A 15,736-nucleotide genomic window follows, 5' to 3' on the forward strand; every position below is an offset into this window, starting at 1 on the left:
AAACAGGGTGATGCCGTGCGTGGAGGAGGTGTGGGTGGAATGCTGAGCTGTATGCGTTGCCGAGTGCTGCGGAATGAATTCCGCGCTCCGCAAAGACGGGCGGGCTTGCGCCACACCCGTCCTACGGGGAATCATGCGCTTACCATTTCCACTCCACGCCGCCGTAGAAGCTGCGGCCGTCGCCGGGGAGGAAGACGGCGGTGCTGCCGGGGGTGGTGGCATTCGTCACCACGTTCACGGTGGGGCTGTAGATCTCGTTGGTGAGGTTGCGTGCTTCAAAGTAGAAGGACGGGCCTTTCTTGGTGCGGTAGCCCAGCTTCATGCCGAGCAGCGCATACGGATCGGCAAAGGTGGTGCGGGCCAGGTCGGCGGCATACTTGAAGGGAGACCACTCCAGCGTGGGGCCAGCGTAGAAGCCGCAGGGGTGCTCATACAGGAGCTGTGCGCGGTAGTACACCGGCGAGTAGCCCGGCAGCAGGCGGTCGCCATACGCAGCGCTCTTGCTGAAGCGGAAGTCGCTCCAGAGGAAGTTCTGGTTCAGCACCAGGCGGTCGGAGGAGTAGGCGAGGTTGCGCAGCACGTCCACGTTCAGGCCAAATTCGATGCCCTGATGGATCGTCTTGCCCGCATTGACGGTGGTGGTGGGGGTGAGGATGGGCGAGCCCAGGCCGAGCAGCTCGCGCTCCAGCCAGGCGTAGTAGTAGCTGAAGTCCCAGGACACGCGGTCGCGCTGGCCACGGGTGCCGATCTCCAGGGTGGTGCCGGTCTGCGCCTTGAGCGGCAGGATGCCATTGCCCGCAGGCGTGGCCTCGCCAAAGGAGGGCGGCTCAAAGCTGCGGCTGGCATTGAAGTAGATCTGCGTCTTGGGGTCCACCTCATAGAGCAGGCCCAGCTTGGGGCTGAAGCCCCAGTACTCCAGGCGGTCGCTGTTGTTGATGAGGTTGGGCAGACCGGTGAACTGGCCCGGAGGATTCACGCCGCCAAAGAGCTGGCGTTCTTTGAAATCACGCGAGGCATAGGCCACCTGCGCACCGGCCAGAAAGGAGAGCTTGTCGGTGAGCTTCTGCTTGTCCTGGAAGTAGAAGTTGAAATTGGTGGCCTGCAGGCGGTAGGAGCCCACTTGCGCACCGCGTGCGCCGCCGATGTTGAAAAAGCGGTTGTCGCTCGTGTCGCCATACATGAAGCCCGTGCCCATGGTCAGGGTGTTCTCCTTGCCAAAGAGGCTGCCACGGTGGTCGTAGCGCAGATCAAAGCCGAGGTCGTTGCTCAGCTGGTCGATCACCTGAAAGATCGGGTGGTTCAGATCCTTCCAGGACCAGAAGGTGCTGAGGGTGATCGTGTTGTCCCCTCCGTCGCTGTAGGTCAGCTTGTCGGCCAGGCGGAAGAGGCGGTAGTTGCGCTCCTGGTAGCCCGCGCCACCGGCCACCGTGGGCTTGAAGGAGCCCGGGGCGGCCTGCTGTGGATTGGCCAGCATCTGCGCCTTGGTCAGGTTTCCGGGGAGCTGGGAATTGCTGTCCACATAGGTGATGTAGAGGCGGTTTTCCAGGTTCGGGCTGATCTTGGTGCCGATGTTCGCAAACACGCGGAAGCTCTCCTGCTTGCTCCAGTCGCGGAAGCCGTCCGTATGAGAGGCGGTGATGCTCACATACATGTCCGTGTTCCCGCTCACAAAGCCGGAGGAGATCTGCCCGCGATAGGTGTTGAAGCTGCCCACCTCCACACGCGCCTGGCTGGCAGGGGCGGTGTAGCCAGTGTTGGAGATGAAATTGATGGCACCACCCAGCGTGGAGGAGCCATACTGCAGCGCATTGGCACCACGGAAGACCTCGATGTAGTTCGCCGCCAGCGGCTCAAGGGCCTGCATGTCAAAGCCACCGTCAGCGAGGTTTAGCGGCATGCCGTCCTGCATCGTCCAGATGCCACGGCCATGAAAGGTGCGCTGAATGCCCGAGCCACGGATGGCCAGGCGCGACTCCTCTGCGCCAAAGCGGGACTGCACCAGCACGCCGGGGGCAAAGTCCAGCGCGTCCTTCAGCGTGGAGGCGCGGCCGCGCTTATAAAACTCCGCATCCACCACACCCGCGCCTCCGGGTACGGACTGGGCGATCTGCTCCCTGCGCAGCTCCAGGCTGGGGACTGTGAGGGATGGCGAGTCTTTCTTGGCGGTGATGACGACTTCCTTGAGGTCTGTCGTCGTGGGTTTGGCTGGTTGGGTCGGTTTGGCAGACTGCGAGAGCGCAGCGCCAGGGAGAGCTAGCAAAAAGAGAAAAGAGAGTGGTTTCATGGAATAACGAGATGCGTGTGGCACTGCCGCGCAGAGCGGCGAGCGCGCAGGGGTGGACCAGGGCTGTGTGCACCTGATGCAGGAGGGTGTGATCCCGCAGCCCGCCGGTTGGGAGGGCTGCATGGTTCTGGGTTCAGACCACTCCGCGTCGTGGCGGTGGCCGCTCCGGCATCTCGTTGCGTCTGACCGGCACCGCATGCAGCAGTGCAAAGGAAAGCGTCTCCGCAGCAGGAGGTCTCAGCGCCGTGTGGCTCACCAGCACAGCGGCGGCGTCCTTGGCATCCAGCTCCTTCTTGGTGTCATCTTCCTCGGGCGGCTGGCCATTGTTTTCGGCATGCTGGCTGCCTTCCTTGACCTTGAGGCACAGGGGGCAGGCATGCCGCCCGTCAAAGGTCTTTTCCACCGCCTCCATCACCGATCCCTGCCGCGCAAAGGAGATGAACATCTCCGTCCACGCGATGCCCTGCAGCAGCGTCCACTGCAGGCCCAGCGTGAGGCACAGCAGCAGCACGACCCCGCGCTGCACCAGGGTGTGGCGCAGAGTTTGGGGGCTGGAGAGGAAGGCTGGCATCGGTGCAGGATGGAGGAGGCGGGAGGTATGGCGCAGGATTACCGGCTCTGCACCAGTTTCAAGCTGCGGATGTCGTAGGTCTTGGCGTATTCGCCCAGGGCCTTCACGGCGTCTTCCTTGGTCAAAAGGGCGCTGGTGGCGGTGACTTCCAGGCGTGGCACGCCGCCTTCTTTGGCGGGCAGCACCTTGACCTTCTGCACGCCTTGCAGCTTGGAGAGGGCGGTTTCCACGTGGTTGCAGCAGGCGCTGCACATGACGCCGGCCACCTCCCCCTGGTAGAGAAAGGTGACGGGCTCTCCGGCTTCGCAGGAGATGAGGGCGGTGAGGCTCAGAATGAGGACGAGGATTTGTTTCATGAGGTTTGGGTGGGTATTAGGTAGTATTAGCTTTGAGTATGCGGGTGGACTGGCGGGTTCAGGCGGAGGGGTCGTCGAGCAGGCGCTGCACATCGCGCTCCAGCTGCTCCTTCATCATGGCGGCCATCTCAAGCTGCGGATGAAAGGCGGCATAGAAGCCGCGCACGCGGCCCTGGCGGTCAATCAGCACGAGGCGCAGGTCGTGCTCGTAGAGGTCCAGCGGATTGATGCGCTTGTCCTCCGGGATGGGAGCCGGGGCCTGCATGTGCAGGTCATGCGTCATGTAGTCCCAGATGCGTTGCTGCTCCCCGGTGATGAACCACCAGGGGTCTGATGGCTTGACGCCCACGCCCTCGGCATAGGCTTTGAGAAAGGAGGTGGTGTCCCGCTCCGGTGCCACAGCCAGGGAGACGAGATGAAAGTCCGCCCGCGCATGGTGCGCGGCGTTCAGTCGTTTCATCGCGTCCACCACGGCGGCGCAGCCGTGCGGGCACACGGTGTAGAGGCAGGCCATCACGGTCACCTTTCCGCGCAGGGCGGAGAGTCTGACCTTCTGGCCGCTGCGCTCGGTCACCTCCAGGTCTCCCTGGATCTGCGCCACCACGGGCAGGGGCTTTTGCGGCAGCATCTGGTTGGCCAGACGCCCCAGCATCAGCACGCCCGCCACGGCCATGCCAATGCCCAGCGCCATGCGCAGCCATGAGCCGGTGCTGACGCGGTGCTCAGCCCCCGCCGACTCGTAGCGGATGTTGGGCTGCTCCTGTGCTGGTGCTTGTGGAGTTGCGTCGTTTGTCATGACATCACTCCACGGGGATTTTGAGGATCTCAGCCTCCGTCCACATGGCGCTGCGGGCCTTCTCAGCTTCGCGGATGGTCTTCACCTGCTCGGGGGTCACAGGGCCGGCCTTGTTGCCAAAGTTGCTGCGCACATAGGTCAGCACGCCGGCGATCTGCTCGTCATTCAGCGCGCCACCCTGCGGCGGCATCATGGGTGCGGGAGAGGTGAAGGGCTTGCCATTGATCGTGATGGGGCCGGTGAACCCATGGAGCACCATGCGGATCATGCGGTCGGGTTTGTTCACGTTGACCCAGTCAGATCCAGCCAGCGGCGGAAACATGGGCGGCAGTCCCTGACCGGTGGGCTGATGGCAGGCAATGCACACGGTGGAGTAGATGCGCTGGCCGGTGGCCAGCAGATCCGCTCCGCCAGCCGCAGGGGCGGGAGAGGCAGGCGTGGTGGCGGCGGCAGCGGGTGTGGCCGCAGGTGCTGGTGCAGCGGGAGCAGCGGCAGCCGGAGCCGCGGGCGCCTCCGCAGCAGCAGCGGGCTTGGCCCGCAGCGCTACAAAAGAGCCGATCATGAACGCGCCCACCATGAGTAAGAGGCCGCCGCCCATCGCTGTGCCGATGCCGTAGGTGGCCAGAGTGACGAGCCTGTCAGATGAAGATGATTTCCTGGACATGAGATTGGATGAGTGAGGTGTTGTTTATTCGGTGGGGATTTTGGTGATCTCGGCCTCCGTCCACATGGCGGTGCGGGCCTTTTCAGCTTCGCGGATTGCCTTCACCTGGTCTGGCGTCACAGCGTCGGCCTTGTTGCCAAAGCTGTTGCGCACGTAGGTCAGCACATCGGCGATCTGCGCGTCGTTCAGTGCATTGCCCTGCGCGGGCATCAGCGGTGCTGGAGAGGTGAAGGGCTTGCCATTGATGGTGATGGGGCCGGTGAATCCGTGCAGCACCATGCGGATGATGCGGTCAGGCTTCTTCGCATTGACCCAGTCGGAGCTGGCCAGCGCCGGAAACATGGGCGGCAGGCCCATGCCGGTGGGCTGATGGCAGGCAAAGCAGACCTGCATGTACACCGCCTGCCCGCGTGAGATGGACGCGGAGTCATCGGCGTGCACAAGAGAGGAGAGCGGCAGCACGCATGCGGCTGCAAGGAGATGTGTGACGAGTTTTTTCATGGATGATGTGATGTGGGTTTTTTGTGTGTGGGGTTTGGGGGAAATGTGTGTATGAAGCTCAGCCGCCTTTGCCGATGGCCTCCACCTTCTGGTGAAAGCCGGCCAGCATGTCGGTCATGAGCTTGCGGATTTTGGCGGGCGCCTTGGCAGGATCTCCCGCCGTGGTGGGCGGGTGGGGGTCGTACTCCGCCAGCAGGGCCAGGCAGTCCGTGTAGTCGCGGTCGCGCCACTTCGTGGACATGTGCAGTCCGAAGTCCATGCCTGCGGTCACGCCCGCTGCGGTGATGACCCTGCCGTCCTCCACCACGCGCTCGTCGGAGGGCGTGGCGCCAAAGAGCGGCAGCAGGTCCTTTACCAGCCAGTGGGAGGTGGCCTTTCTGCCTTTCAGCAGGCCGGCCGCACCCAAGATGAGGGAGCCGGTGCAGACGGAGGAGACGATCCTGGCCGCAGCGCCTGCCTTGCGCATGAAGGCCATCGTCTCCGCATCCTGCATGGCCTGCAGCGTGCCTGTCGTGCCACCGGGTACGCAGAGCAGGTCGATCTTTTCCGGACATTCCGCAAAGGTGATGTCCGGCACGATCTTCACGCCCGTGTCCGAGCTGACGGGGTCCTTTGTCCTTGCTGCAAGCAGGACTTTGGCCCCCATCAGGGAAGACAGGAAGTAATGCGGGCCGATGAGATCGAGCGCCGTGAACTGCGGGTAGAGCACCTGCACGATGACCTCGCTGCCCACCCAGCCCGGAGGCATGGCGGACATATCATGCGCTGGCGGCTGCTGTTCTGCGGCCGCCTGGGCGCTGGTAGTTTGTGCCAGCGCGGCCAGGCCGGGCAGCACGCAGGTGAGTTGGCGTAGAAATTCACGACGCTCGGTGTTCATGGAGTGCGGGCTTTGGGATTAGAAGCGCACGGTGGCCTGGCAGAAGACGTTGAAGGGCGCGTTGGGAGCCACGGAGCCGCCCAGGAATGCCTGCGGCTGGTAGTAGCGTGTGTCGAAGAGGTTCTGGATGCCGACCGAGACCGTGGCCGGGCCACGCGTGTAGCTCAGCTGCGCATCCACCGTGGCGTAGGCCGGAGTGGAGAAGGTGTTGGCGGAGTTCCCCGCACGGGAGGTGCCCATCGTCACGCCCATGCCAATGCCAAAGCCGCGCAGCATGCCCTCGCTGTGGTCATAGCGCACGGCCACACGCCCCGTGTGCTCCGGGATGCGTGGCAGCCGGGCCCCGGTGGGCAGTGTCGTGTCTGAGACGATGCGGGCATCCTGCCAGGCGTAGTTCATCAGCACAGTGAAGCCGGCGAGCGGCTTCCAGATCAGGTCCGCCTCGATGCCGTAGGCGCGCTGCACGCCGGACTGCACGCTGAGCAGCCCCGTGGAGACGGGCACATTGGTGCGTTCATTGCGGAACCAGGCCAGCGAGCCCTGCAGCGTCTTGCTGAGCTCAAACTTCAGCCCGGCCTCCATCTGCTCTCCGCTGATGACTTTCTTCGCGCCTGCGATGGGCACGCCCACCGGTGCCTGGAAGCCCTGGCCCCAGCCTGCAAAGGCGGTCATCCAGCTCGTCACATCCACCGAGGCGCCCGCGCGGCTGGTGAGGCGGTGCTCGTTCAGGCGGGAGTCGATGAATGCGGCGTTGTCCACATCATGCACTTTGAGCTGGCTGTAGCGCAGCGAGCCCATGAGGTGAAATTTCTCGGCAAACGTGACCTGGTCCTGCACAAATCCCGCGATGGTCTGGTAGTCGTTGTGCTGGTCCGCAAAAGGCAGGCCGCCGCCTGCCCAGGCCGGGTAGGCAGGATTGCTCATGTCCAGGATGCCGATGAACGGGTTCACCAGCAGCACGCCGTTGTCCGTGGTCTGGTCAAAGTCCATCCCCGTGGTCAGGCTGTGCTTGAGCGCACCGGTTTCAAACTTGCCGTTCACCCGCGCATTGAAGGCAAAGGAGTGCATGTTTTGCAGCAGCGTGCCGGAGTCCACCGGGTACAATGAGCCGAAGGGCGCGCCAAAGAAGGTGGGGAACACCGAGAACTGGTCAAAGTTCATGTCGATGAAGCTGGCCTCGAGGATCACGTTCCAGTCGCTGTTGAAGCTGTGCTTCAGCTCGGCGTTCAGGCTGCGTGTTTTTGATGAGCTGGCGGGCTGGCCCTCGGCGCGGAAGATGTCATAGCGGCCAAAGGTGAAGCCTCCGGGGCTCACCGTGCCAGCGCCGGGCAGGCCGCTGTAGTCCGTCATGGAACGGTCGGAGTAGCGGCCGCGCAGCGTCAGCGTGGTGTCATCGCTGAGGGATATGGCCAGCGTGGGGAAGAAACTGGTGAGATGGCCTTTGATGTACGCGTTCACATCGCGTGTGTCGCGCACATCTCCGGTGATGCGGAAGAGAATGCGGCCTTTGTCATCCAGCGGCTGGTTCACATCCCATATGTTGCCATAGGAGCCCCAGGTGCCTGCGCTCATGCCCACCATGTAATGGGCCTCTTTTTCCGGCCGTTTGGAGACGAAGTTCAGCAGGCCGCCCAGAGGGCCGCCAGCCGCGCCGCCAAACATCGTGCCTGTGGGGCCTTTGACGACCTCCACGCGCTCGGTGTTGATCAGCGTCTCCGAGGCGGGTCCAGGGTAGTAGAGCTGGAAGCTGTCCAGATACGGCGCGGACTGAAAGCCGCGGATGAAGTACTGGATGTTGTTCATCTCACGCCAGTCGTTGCCCACCACGCCGCTGAAGTTTTTCACCACATCTCCCGGGTGCTGGGAGAGCTGGTTGTTCATCAGCGCGCGCGTGATGACCTGCGCCGACTGCGGGAGCTGGCGCAGCGGGATCTCCGAACGCGTGGTCGTGTTGGCATAGGGTGCCAGATAGGGGTCTGTCTGCGCGGTGATGAGGATCTCCGGCAGCTCCTTGGATTCCTGCCGGGCGAGGTCGGCTGCGGTGGCGGCAGGCTTGGCCGGGACCTGGGTTTTGGCTTTGACCCTGGGTGCTGCAGGCGCAGCAGGGGCAGATTGAGAAAAAGCGGACGTGGCAGCGAACAGGGCTGCCGCAGTGAGAAGCCCGGCACGTGAGATGCGTGGCAGAAAAAAGAAGTCAGACATTGAATGGGATGAAGCGAAAAATGAGACTGGGCACAGGTGTGAAAACCCTCAGCCATGAGTGTCCGGCCATGGCATGACGGTGCGCGTTGTCTGAGCTGAAGAAGGGGAGGCTTTGCCTGCCGCATGAACGCAGACCATTAGGGCCTGCTGCGCCATGAATGGCGGGCCACAGACGCATCCTCAGCAACCCAAGTGGGGACGGACGCGCCTGCGGTTCTCAACCCAGAGAAAAGGAATGGCCTCCACATCGTGGCGGAGGCCTGGGCGGCCGGATGCGGCGCGCGATGGCGTGGGGCAACTCTGGCAGCGGAGTCAGGAAAGGAGCGGGCGGAGTCAGGATGATCCGGGCCGGGAAGGTGAGAGCCAGATCCATTTCCCGCACAGGCTCTTTCGGGGGAGTTTTTTTCTTCTCGGTCGTCCGGCCCTTTTTAATGGCATGGCAGAGCGGGCAGGGATGCTCGTTGTCAAAGGTCTGGCTCACGCCCGTGAGGAGGGAGCCCTGCTGCACAGTATAAGTCACGAGCATGCCCGCCCAGGCGACCGACTGCAACACGACCCAGTGCAGCCCGATGGAAAAGACCAGGGCGGCAATGATGCAGAGACGTGTGATGCGGGGGAGCATGCGACTGGCACCAGCAGAGAGCTGATGCGGCGAAGAGGTAAATTTGTCGCCCCCGCCCGGAAAACGGCCGGACGGGAGCGTCTGATGGAAAACGCAGCTCGCGCTGCGCAACACTGTTCACCAGAAAGGGATGGCATGAGCCCCTGGGGAGGGAGCATGCAAGCACGGTGCAGGGGCATGCAACCCCAGGTGCACCGCAGCGAAAAAAGCCTCAGAACATGAAGCGCGTGCCCACCGAGAGGGTGTAGAAGGGCGCCAGCTGGTACCCATTCAGGTACTGATAGAGGGGCAGCTGGAAGAACACGTAGCTGGAGATGTTTTGCGTGATGTTGAAGGTCACGCCCGGGCTCAGGTACACAGTGGTGCCGCCGCTGTCTGCCGGAGTGGCGTACAGGCCGTGGTCATGCGCCTGGATGCGTGCATTCACCTGCAGCTGCGGGACGACACGCTGAAAGCGCTGGTAGCGCAGCGCCAGGTTGGCGCTCAGCGCATTGCCGGGGATGTAGCCCTCACGAGCGGCCAGCGGCAGCTGCGCCACGATCTGGGAGAAGTAGTTCCAGTCCTTCGAGAGATTGGCAAAGTGGTACGCCCCCACCAGCAGGTCCGTGGTGCCTGTGCCCAGCTGCAGGCCGCGGTCCAACGGCGCGCCGGCGATGGCACCGCCATTGAAGGTCTGCTGAAAACTGCCGGTGGGCAGCTTCAGGCCCAGTTGCAGACCGAGGCTGCGGTTTTTCAGCACGCCCATGAAGCGGCCCATGACCTTCACATCGCCAAAGCCCTGGCGGCTGGAGGTGCCGTCGTCCGTGCCGTTGTAATTGAAGCCGTTCGTCGCGTGTGTGCGGTCCAGCCAGGGCACCTGCACGTTCACACCCCACGGACCCTTGCTGTAGTCATAGGTCACGTTGTAGGCCTGTGTCTTGGTGTACACCTCCTGCTCATGCGGGGCGATGGGCCAGGTGGCCGGAGTGCCCGAGCCGCTGCGCAGCTGGTTCTGGTTCAGCAGGTCAAAGCGCAGGTCAAAGCGGAAGCCATCCATGGCGGCGAGGCCCTGGCTTTCCCAGCCCGGGGTAAAGCCCGGCCCCTGCATGCTGCCGCAGCTGGCACAGGCAAACACGGAGGGGGCGGAAACAAGAGCAGCCAGCGCGGCGGCCAGTGCAGGCCAGGCGCGCGTAGCATAGGAGAAACGAACGGAAAGAGACATGGTACAGACGAAGGAGAGGAGTTTGAGGACAAGGCACGGCCGCAGAAACTGAAGGCGGCTGTCAGGAGGCTGACACGCAGGGCATCATGCCTGCGCGGGGGCGGACGCAGGCCTGAGTGCAGGCTGCTCCGGGTTCGATCAAACCAGTCCCGGTCTGGGCGGTGGGGTCTCCGGCAGTTCGCTGCGGTGCACCAGCTGCTCATCCAGCGGGGTGAAAGTGAAGCTGCTAGCGGCAGGTGCCACCAGCGTGGTGATCTCCACCAGCACGGCGGTGATCTTCTGCGCGGAGTCTCCGTTTTGCTGCTGCTGCTGCTGTTTGCCGGAGGAGTCGCGGCCTTCCTTGACCTTTTTGCAAAGCGCGCAGCCATGCCGGCCGTCAAAGGTCTTCTGCACCGCCTCCATCACCGCGCCATCGCGGGCATAGGAGATCAGCATGCCTGTCCAAGCAATGCCCTGCAGCAGCGCCCAGTGTGCTCCGAGGGAGAGGCAGATCGCCGCCACGACCACCAGCCGCGCGATTCGCGGCAGCAGCGGTGCTTCAGGGCGGGAGGACATGGCGCGGACTATGAGTGTGTGCGGCACCGTGTCAACTCCGCCTCCCTCACTTCAGGTTCTCAAACCACGCCAGCAGGTCCAGGATCTGCTCGGCCTTCAGCGGGTTGAGCAGGCCTACGGGCATGGGGGAGATTTCGGACACACTGCGCTCTTTGATCATCGCCTTGGCCACCTCCGTGGTTTGCGTGGCCAGGGGATTGGGCTTCAGCACCACGCGCTCGTCGTCCTCGCTCTCCAGGCTGCCGGTGATGGTTTTGCCATCGCTCAGCTTCAGCGTCACAAAGCGGTACTTCTCATCGATGAACTTCGACGGATTCAAGATGTGATCCAGCAGGTCGCGGCGGTTGAAGCGTGCGGAGACCTGCACCAGATCGGGGCCAAAGACGCCCGCAGGCAGCGCGGGGTCATTGCTCACGCGGTGACAGAAGACGCACTGCGCGCGGATGAGCGCATCCTTGGCGCTGTCGCGGTTGCGTGTTTTTGCGTCCATTTTCGCCAGCAGCGGTGCCAGGTCATCGAGCGTCCAGTTCTTGAACGTATGCCCCGGCAGTGCATGCGCGGAGAGTACCGCAGGTTTCGCCGGCTGAATCACGGCCGCCAGCTTCACGGCCTCCTCCGGCTTCAGCGCCGATGCCAGCTCGCTGCGGGTATCGCTGATCGCTTTGAAGAAGGTGGAGGCTCCGTTCATCTTTTCCGCCTTGTTCAGCGCCTCAAACACCACCCGCCGCTGCTCCAGCGTCCAGCCGTCTTTGAGGTAGCGCAGCATGAAGGGGTAATAGAGCAGGTCTTCGGAAGTCGTGGCCGCTGTGAGAAGCGGCATCGTCTTCTCGATGACCTTGGGAGAGTGGAGATAAACGAGCAGGCGGCAGGCTTCGCGGTTTTGCAGTGCGGCGCTTTCGGGCGTGATGATTTCTCCCTCCCACCCCTGAACCGGATAGTGCGTCTCGGTCTGCTCCAGCAGGCGCAGCTCGTCCTGAGCGCTGGGCCTGCCAAACCTCGCACAGGCCACGGCAATGATGCGCAGAATCATGAGCCTCTCCCGCGTGTGCGGCACATACCACGGAAAGCGGGTGGTCAGCCTTTGCAGGATGGGAGAAAGGTCGCTCGCATCTCCGACTCGCGCCAGTGCCAGCAGCGCTGGCAATGCCGTGGAGCGCTTCTCTTCCGTCAGCGCCTTCTCACGCCACGACGCCGGCGGAATGCGTTCCAAAGCCATGCGTGCCTCGTAAGCCACCAAGGGCCTCTTAAAATCAGGTAAAGAATACCAGACTGATGACAAACTCGGTTCGGGACCATCGTCAGGCCACTGCATCAAATGACCTTTCAGCTCAGCGAGACGTCGGATCTGAATTCCGTATTCGATATCATTGGACCTCGGCTCGGCCACGGTGCTTTCCGTGCCTGCATAAGAGACTCGGTACAGCCCGCTCTGGGTCCCCCGCCCTCCTGTGATGAACCACATGGCTCCATCAGGACCGATGCACCCGTCAGTGACATTCAGCGGCCTTCCCGAAACAAAAGGTTCCTGCTCTCCGCGATACCACACGGACGCATCGTCGAGATGCACCGCAATGATTCGTCCGTAGCTCCAATCGAGCAGGTACAGCGCATTCTGATACTTCGCCGGAAACTTGGCGGTGTAGCCAAAATAAATCCCCGTCGGCGAAGACAGCCCAATATCGATCACGCTCGGCAGCGTATCCGCATACCAGGCAGGATAACGCCCCGTGCCGCGCCGCCAGCCGTAATCGCCGCCGGGTACAATTTGCAGCACACGCGTGGGCATGTACCAGGGCGTGCCTACATCGCGCTCCATGTCGGCGTCGAAGGTGAAGAGATCGCCCTCTTGATTGAAGGCGATGTCCAGCGGATTGCGCAGACCGCCGGCGAGCAGCGTGATTTTGCTGCCATCTGGCTTCACTTTCAGGATGTGGCCGGCTGGCAGCTCCACATTGCCGTCAAACATGCTGCTGTCCCAGGGGTTGGGAATAAGCTGGTCGGGCGCGTAGTTCTTCAGCGGAGAATCGGGATCGAGATTCTTGGGCAGCAGGACGTTGTTGCCATGCGCCACGTAGATGTCGCCATCGGGGCCGAGCTTGATGTGGTTGCGGCCATGGCCCACGCCGCCCTCGGTTCGCATCAGCTCCTGGCGTTTTTCAAAAATGCCGTCGCCGTCTGCATCGGTCAGGCGGAAGAGCGCCTTGGTGTTGTTCGCATTCGCGAAGAGGGAGCCGTGCGCATACAGCAGGCCTCGGCACTCCAGCAGCTCGTTGTCGATCTCTTCTATCTTCTGCTCTCCGCTGCCGCCCAGGGTCAGACGCAGCAGGCCTTTCTTCTCCTTGCCCAATGTAATGCGCCCCTGCGGATCGAAGGCCATTGACACCCACGAGTCCTCCCCCGGCTGCGCGGAGCGGATCAGCTCCGCCTTGAAGCCCGGTGGCAGGGTCAGCGTGGCGGGATCGGTGGCCTGATTCTGCGCGCCCGGTTTGGCGAGCTGCCAGGAGTTGTAGGCGTCAAAGGTCTTCTTCAGATCAAAAGGGTTCTTGGCCGGATCGGCATCGGTGGGGCCCGCCACCATGGCGTTCGCCCATGTGGCATCCGTCACGATCCAGCGCACCGCCGCCAGATCGCCATTCAGCTCCAGCAGCGCCGCAGCCTTGGCGCCGGCGGGGACGCGCAGGCCCACCTGGTGCTCCTGCCCATCGCCCAGCTGGCGTGTGAGGTCTGTGCCGGTGGCCGTCTCCGCCGCCTTGAGAGTCGCGATGCTTTTGCCATCCAGCAGCAGCTCCACGGAGGCATCACTGGCACAAAGCAGCACCGCCTTGAGCAGCTTGCCCTCGTGCTTCACGGCATGAGTGAACGTGGTGCCGTCCTTGGCTGCCGCCAGCCATTGCGGCACAGGCGGGCGGTTCGCCATCTGGGCATGGCAGACCGTGGCAAAGAACAGCAGCGGGAGAAGCAGGCGGCAGGGCATGCGCAGAATACGCACGCTGAGGTGCTTCACTGTCCGATACGATGGAGTTCAGATGAGGGTACACCACCTGGGATGCCTGTCACGCCAGCCATCATGCTTGACCCAGAGCCCTTTTGTCAGCCAAACCAGTCTCGAATGCGTTTGCGCAGAGGCTGCAGATCCCGCCTCATGTCGACAAACGAAAGCACGATCACCCCGCGAGATTCGGGCGAGTAGATGATGCCGTAACGGTGCGCGATCAGCAGCTTCCGCGCAGGTTTCTCGAAATAGCTGCCCATCAGAGGCTGCGCCGAGAGCAACTCCAGCATGCGCTGCACTTCTTCCATCAGACGGACTCCGTTGTTTTCGCGTGCGTGTTCGAGTTCCTCAAAGACCTCCTGAAGCTCGCGTCCGGCACCTGCAGTCCAGATGATTTCCGTCATGCAAGCTTTTGTCGGGAGAGAATCTTTACTTTGAGGTCATTCCAGGAGATGCCGCTGTCAGGATCGTTGTGGAAGTCCTGAAGACGTTCTTTGACTCGTTCCAAGAGCGCTGGATTCCTTTGTGCATCCAGCATCGCATCCATGCATAGCTCTTCGGAGAGCTGGAGCTTGTCTTCAACGCTCAGCGAATGAAGGGCAGGATGTTGCTCGATGACCATGGCTGCAACATACCAGGAGCGTCGGATTGGCTCAAGTGTCTATTTAAGAGGGGGAAGGAGCAGGCGGCAGGGCATGAGCAGAGTACGCACGTTATGGAGGCAGACTCTCCGCCAAGAAAATCAAAGCGCCTCCTGTCCGACGAGGAAGGTCACGTTGTGGATCTTCGCTTGATGCAGCGAGTTCAGCACATCCATGATGCGTTCATAGCGGGCCTGCTCTTCCGCTTGCACGGTCACGAGCACTTTCTGCTGCTGCCGTGCGGATGAGACGGCCACGCGCTGCAGCGTGCGTGTCAGTGCAGGCAGCTTCTTGTCCTGCGCTGTGTCGAAGACTTCTTCGTTCAATGTCACCGTTCCGTCACTCTCAATGCCGATGGTGATTTCATCTGCTGGAAACGTGACATGAGCAGCCGAATCGCACGATCTAGGAAGTTGAATGCTCAACTCGCGCTCCACTTTAAGAGTGCCTGCCATCACCATAAAAAAAAGCATGATGACGAAAGTGACATCGATCATGGGAGCGATCTGAAATGTGGCTGCTGCAGTCTCGGTATGGATGGAGGGTTTCATGGTCTGCAACTGCATCACGCCCAAGGCCTTAGAACCTTGGGGTAACCGCAAATACCTTAGAAATTCATTTTTAAGGGTTGTCTGCGTTGCTTTTTCGGGCCGTTTTCACTACGATTGTTGCATTCATCGTGCATTGAACAGCAATGCAGTGCGTATCGGGTCCAGCCTTTCTTAAGAAGGTAGGCTTGACATCTTTTTGAAAATGAGTCTTCTAATATCACCGTGAAAAGCAAAATCTATATACTCGACGACCATCCCATCGTTATCGAAGGGCTTAAGAAACTGATCGACCAGCAGGAAGACATGCAGGTGATCGGCAGTGCTGAAGATGCGAACACCGCTCTCCAGCAGATCTCCAAGATCAAACCTGACGTGGTGGTGCTCGACATCACCCTGAAGGACCGCAGCGGAGTGGACCTCATCAAAAAGCTCCGCGCCAGCCATCCGAACATGCAGATCCTCGTGTACTCCATGCACGATGAAAACGTGTACGCCGAGCGCTGCCTCCGTGCCGGCGCCATGGGCTATGTGATGAAAGGCGAGCCCAGCACCCGCGTGCTGCAGGGTCTCCGTCAGGTCTCCGCAGGCTCCTTCTTCTTCAGCGCCTCCCTGCTTGGCAGCATCGTCTCCGGCGGCGGCCCTCGTGGCGGCTCCCGTGGCGAACCCGCCCGCATGCTCAGCGACCGTCAGCTCGAAATCTTCGAGATGGTGGGCCGTGGCTTCGACTCCCACAGCATCGCCGAAAAGCTGGCCCTCAGCGCCAAGACCGTGGACGCCCACAAGGCGAACATCCGTCAGAAGCTGGGCCTCGCCTCCGCCCGCGAGCTCCTCATGGAAGCCGTGCGCTGGGTGGAGAAATAGGATCCCACTCACACCAGAAACCAATCAACCCAAGCGGGCGCTGCAAAGGCAGCGCCCGTTTT

16 protein-coding genes are annotated in these 15,736 nt (G+C 62.2%); 1 reads left to right on the plus strand and 15 read right to left on the minus strand.

Annotated elements, in window-relative coordinates; translation table 11 throughout:
- Window positions 1–139 precede the first annotated feature (139 nt).
- The 15 genes from HNQ65_RS20835 to HNQ65_RS20905 form a co-directional block, all read right to left on the minus strand.
- Window positions 140–2,284, minus strand: a complete 2,145-nt coding sequence (locus HNQ65_RS20835; protein ID WP_184342636.1) for a TonB-dependent receptor family protein — start codon at window positions 2,282–2,284, stop codon at window positions 140–142.
- Between the two features lie 133 nt (window positions 2,285–2,417).
- Window positions 2,418–2,855 carry a hypothetical protein gene (locus HNQ65_RS20840; RefSeq protein ID WP_184342638.1) on the minus strand — a complete coding sequence of 146 codons (438 nt, stop codon included), beginning with the start codon at window positions 2,853–2,855 and terminating at the stop codon, window positions 2,418–2,420.
- Between the two features lie 38 nt (window positions 2,856–2,893).
- The gene (locus HNQ65_RS20845) at window positions 2,894–3,211 is read right to left on the minus strand and encodes a heavy-metal-associated domain-containing protein (protein WP_184342640.1); all 318 of its coding nucleotides are present in this window, start codon (window positions 3,209–3,211) and stop codon (window positions 2,894–2,896) included.
- 58 nt (window positions 3,212–3,269) lie between these two features.
- Window positions 3,270–4,007 (minus strand): SCO family protein, encoded by a 738-nt coding sequence (locus HNQ65_RS20850; RefSeq protein WP_184342642.1) that lies wholly within the window; start codon window positions 4,005–4,007, stop codon window positions 3,270–3,272.
- 4 nt (window positions 4,008–4,011) lie between these two features.
- On the minus strand, window positions 4,012–4,671 hold the full coding sequence (locus HNQ65_RS20855) for a c-type cytochrome (RefSeq protein ID WP_184342644.1): 660 nt from the start codon (window positions 4,669–4,671) through the stop codon (window positions 4,012–4,014).
- Between the two features lie 24 nt (window positions 4,672–4,695).
- Window positions 4,696–5,172, minus strand: coding sequence for a c-type cytochrome (locus tag HNQ65_RS20860; RefSeq protein WP_184342646.1), 477 nt, complete (start codon window positions 5,170–5,172; stop codon window positions 4,696–4,698).
- Window positions 5,173–5,230: 58 nt separating this feature from the next.
- Window positions 5,231–6,049, minus strand: a complete 819-nt coding sequence (locus HNQ65_RS20865; RefSeq protein ID WP_184342648.1) for a DJ-1/PfpI family protein — start codon at window positions 6,047–6,049, stop codon at window positions 5,231–5,233.
- 18 nt (window positions 6,050–6,067) lie between these two features.
- Window positions 6,068–8,251, minus strand: a complete 2,184-nt coding sequence (locus HNQ65_RS20870; protein ID WP_184342650.1) for a TonB-dependent siderophore receptor — start codon at window positions 8,249–8,251, stop codon at window positions 6,068–6,070.
- Window positions 8,252–8,468: 217 nt separating this feature from the next.
- Entirely contained in the window at window positions 8,469–8,873 is a 405-nt protein-coding gene (locus tag HNQ65_RS20875) for a hypothetical protein (RefSeq protein WP_184342652.1), read from the minus strand.
- 211 nt (window positions 8,874–9,084) lie between these two features.
- Window positions 9,085–10,074 carry a hypothetical protein gene (locus HNQ65_RS20880; protein WP_184342654.1) on the minus strand — a complete coding sequence of 330 codons (990 nt, stop codon included), beginning with the start codon at window positions 10,072–10,074 and terminating at the stop codon, window positions 9,085–9,087.
- Window positions 10,075–10,212: 138 nt separating this feature from the next.
- On the minus strand, window positions 10,213–10,629 hold the full coding sequence (locus HNQ65_RS20885; RefSeq protein ID WP_184342657.1) for a hypothetical protein: 417 nt from the start codon (window positions 10,627–10,629) through the stop codon (window positions 10,213–10,215).
- Between the two features lie 46 nt (window positions 10,630–10,675).
- Window positions 10,676–13,603, minus strand: a complete 2,928-nt coding sequence (locus HNQ65_RS20890) for a hypothetical protein (protein WP_184342659.1) — start codon at window positions 13,601–13,603, stop codon at window positions 10,676–10,678.
- 116 nt (window positions 13,604–13,719) lie between these two features.
- Window positions 13,720–14,025: a type II toxin-antitoxin system RelE/ParE family toxin gene (locus tag HNQ65_RS20895; protein WP_184342661.1), complete on the minus strand. Its 306-nt coding sequence runs from the start codon at window positions 14,023–14,025 to the stop codon at window positions 13,720–13,722.
- The gene (locus HNQ65_RS20900; protein WP_184342663.1) at window positions 14,022–14,243 is read right to left on the minus strand and encodes a hypothetical protein; all 222 of its coding nucleotides are present in this window, start codon (window positions 14,241–14,243) and stop codon (window positions 14,022–14,024) included. The genes HNQ65_RS20895 and HNQ65_RS20900 overlap by 4 nt, the downstream gene beginning before the upstream one ends.
- 120 nt (window positions 14,244–14,363) lie before the next feature.
- Window positions 14,364–14,813: an ExbD/TolR family protein gene (locus HNQ65_RS20905; RefSeq protein WP_184342666.1), complete on the minus strand. Its 450-nt coding sequence runs from the start codon at window positions 14,811–14,813 to the stop codon at window positions 14,364–14,366.
- A 222-nt stretch (window positions 14,814–15,035) separates the two neighbouring features.
- Here HNQ65_RS20905 and HNQ65_RS27035 point away from each other — a divergent pair, with 222 nt between their 5' ends.
- Window positions 15,036–15,674 carry a response regulator gene (locus tag HNQ65_RS27035; protein ID WP_184342668.1) on the plus strand — a complete coding sequence of 213 codons (639 nt, stop codon included), beginning with the start codon at window positions 15,036–15,038 and terminating at the stop codon, window positions 15,672–15,674.
- The last annotated feature ends 62 nt before the right edge of the window (window positions 15,675–15,736 follow it).

The sequence above is a fragment of the Prosthecobacter vanneervenii genome (genome assembly GCF_014203095.1).
Lineage (GTDB): Bacteria > Verrucomicrobiota > Verrucomicrobiia > Verrucomicrobiales > Verrucomicrobiaceae > Prosthecobacter > Prosthecobacter vanneervenii.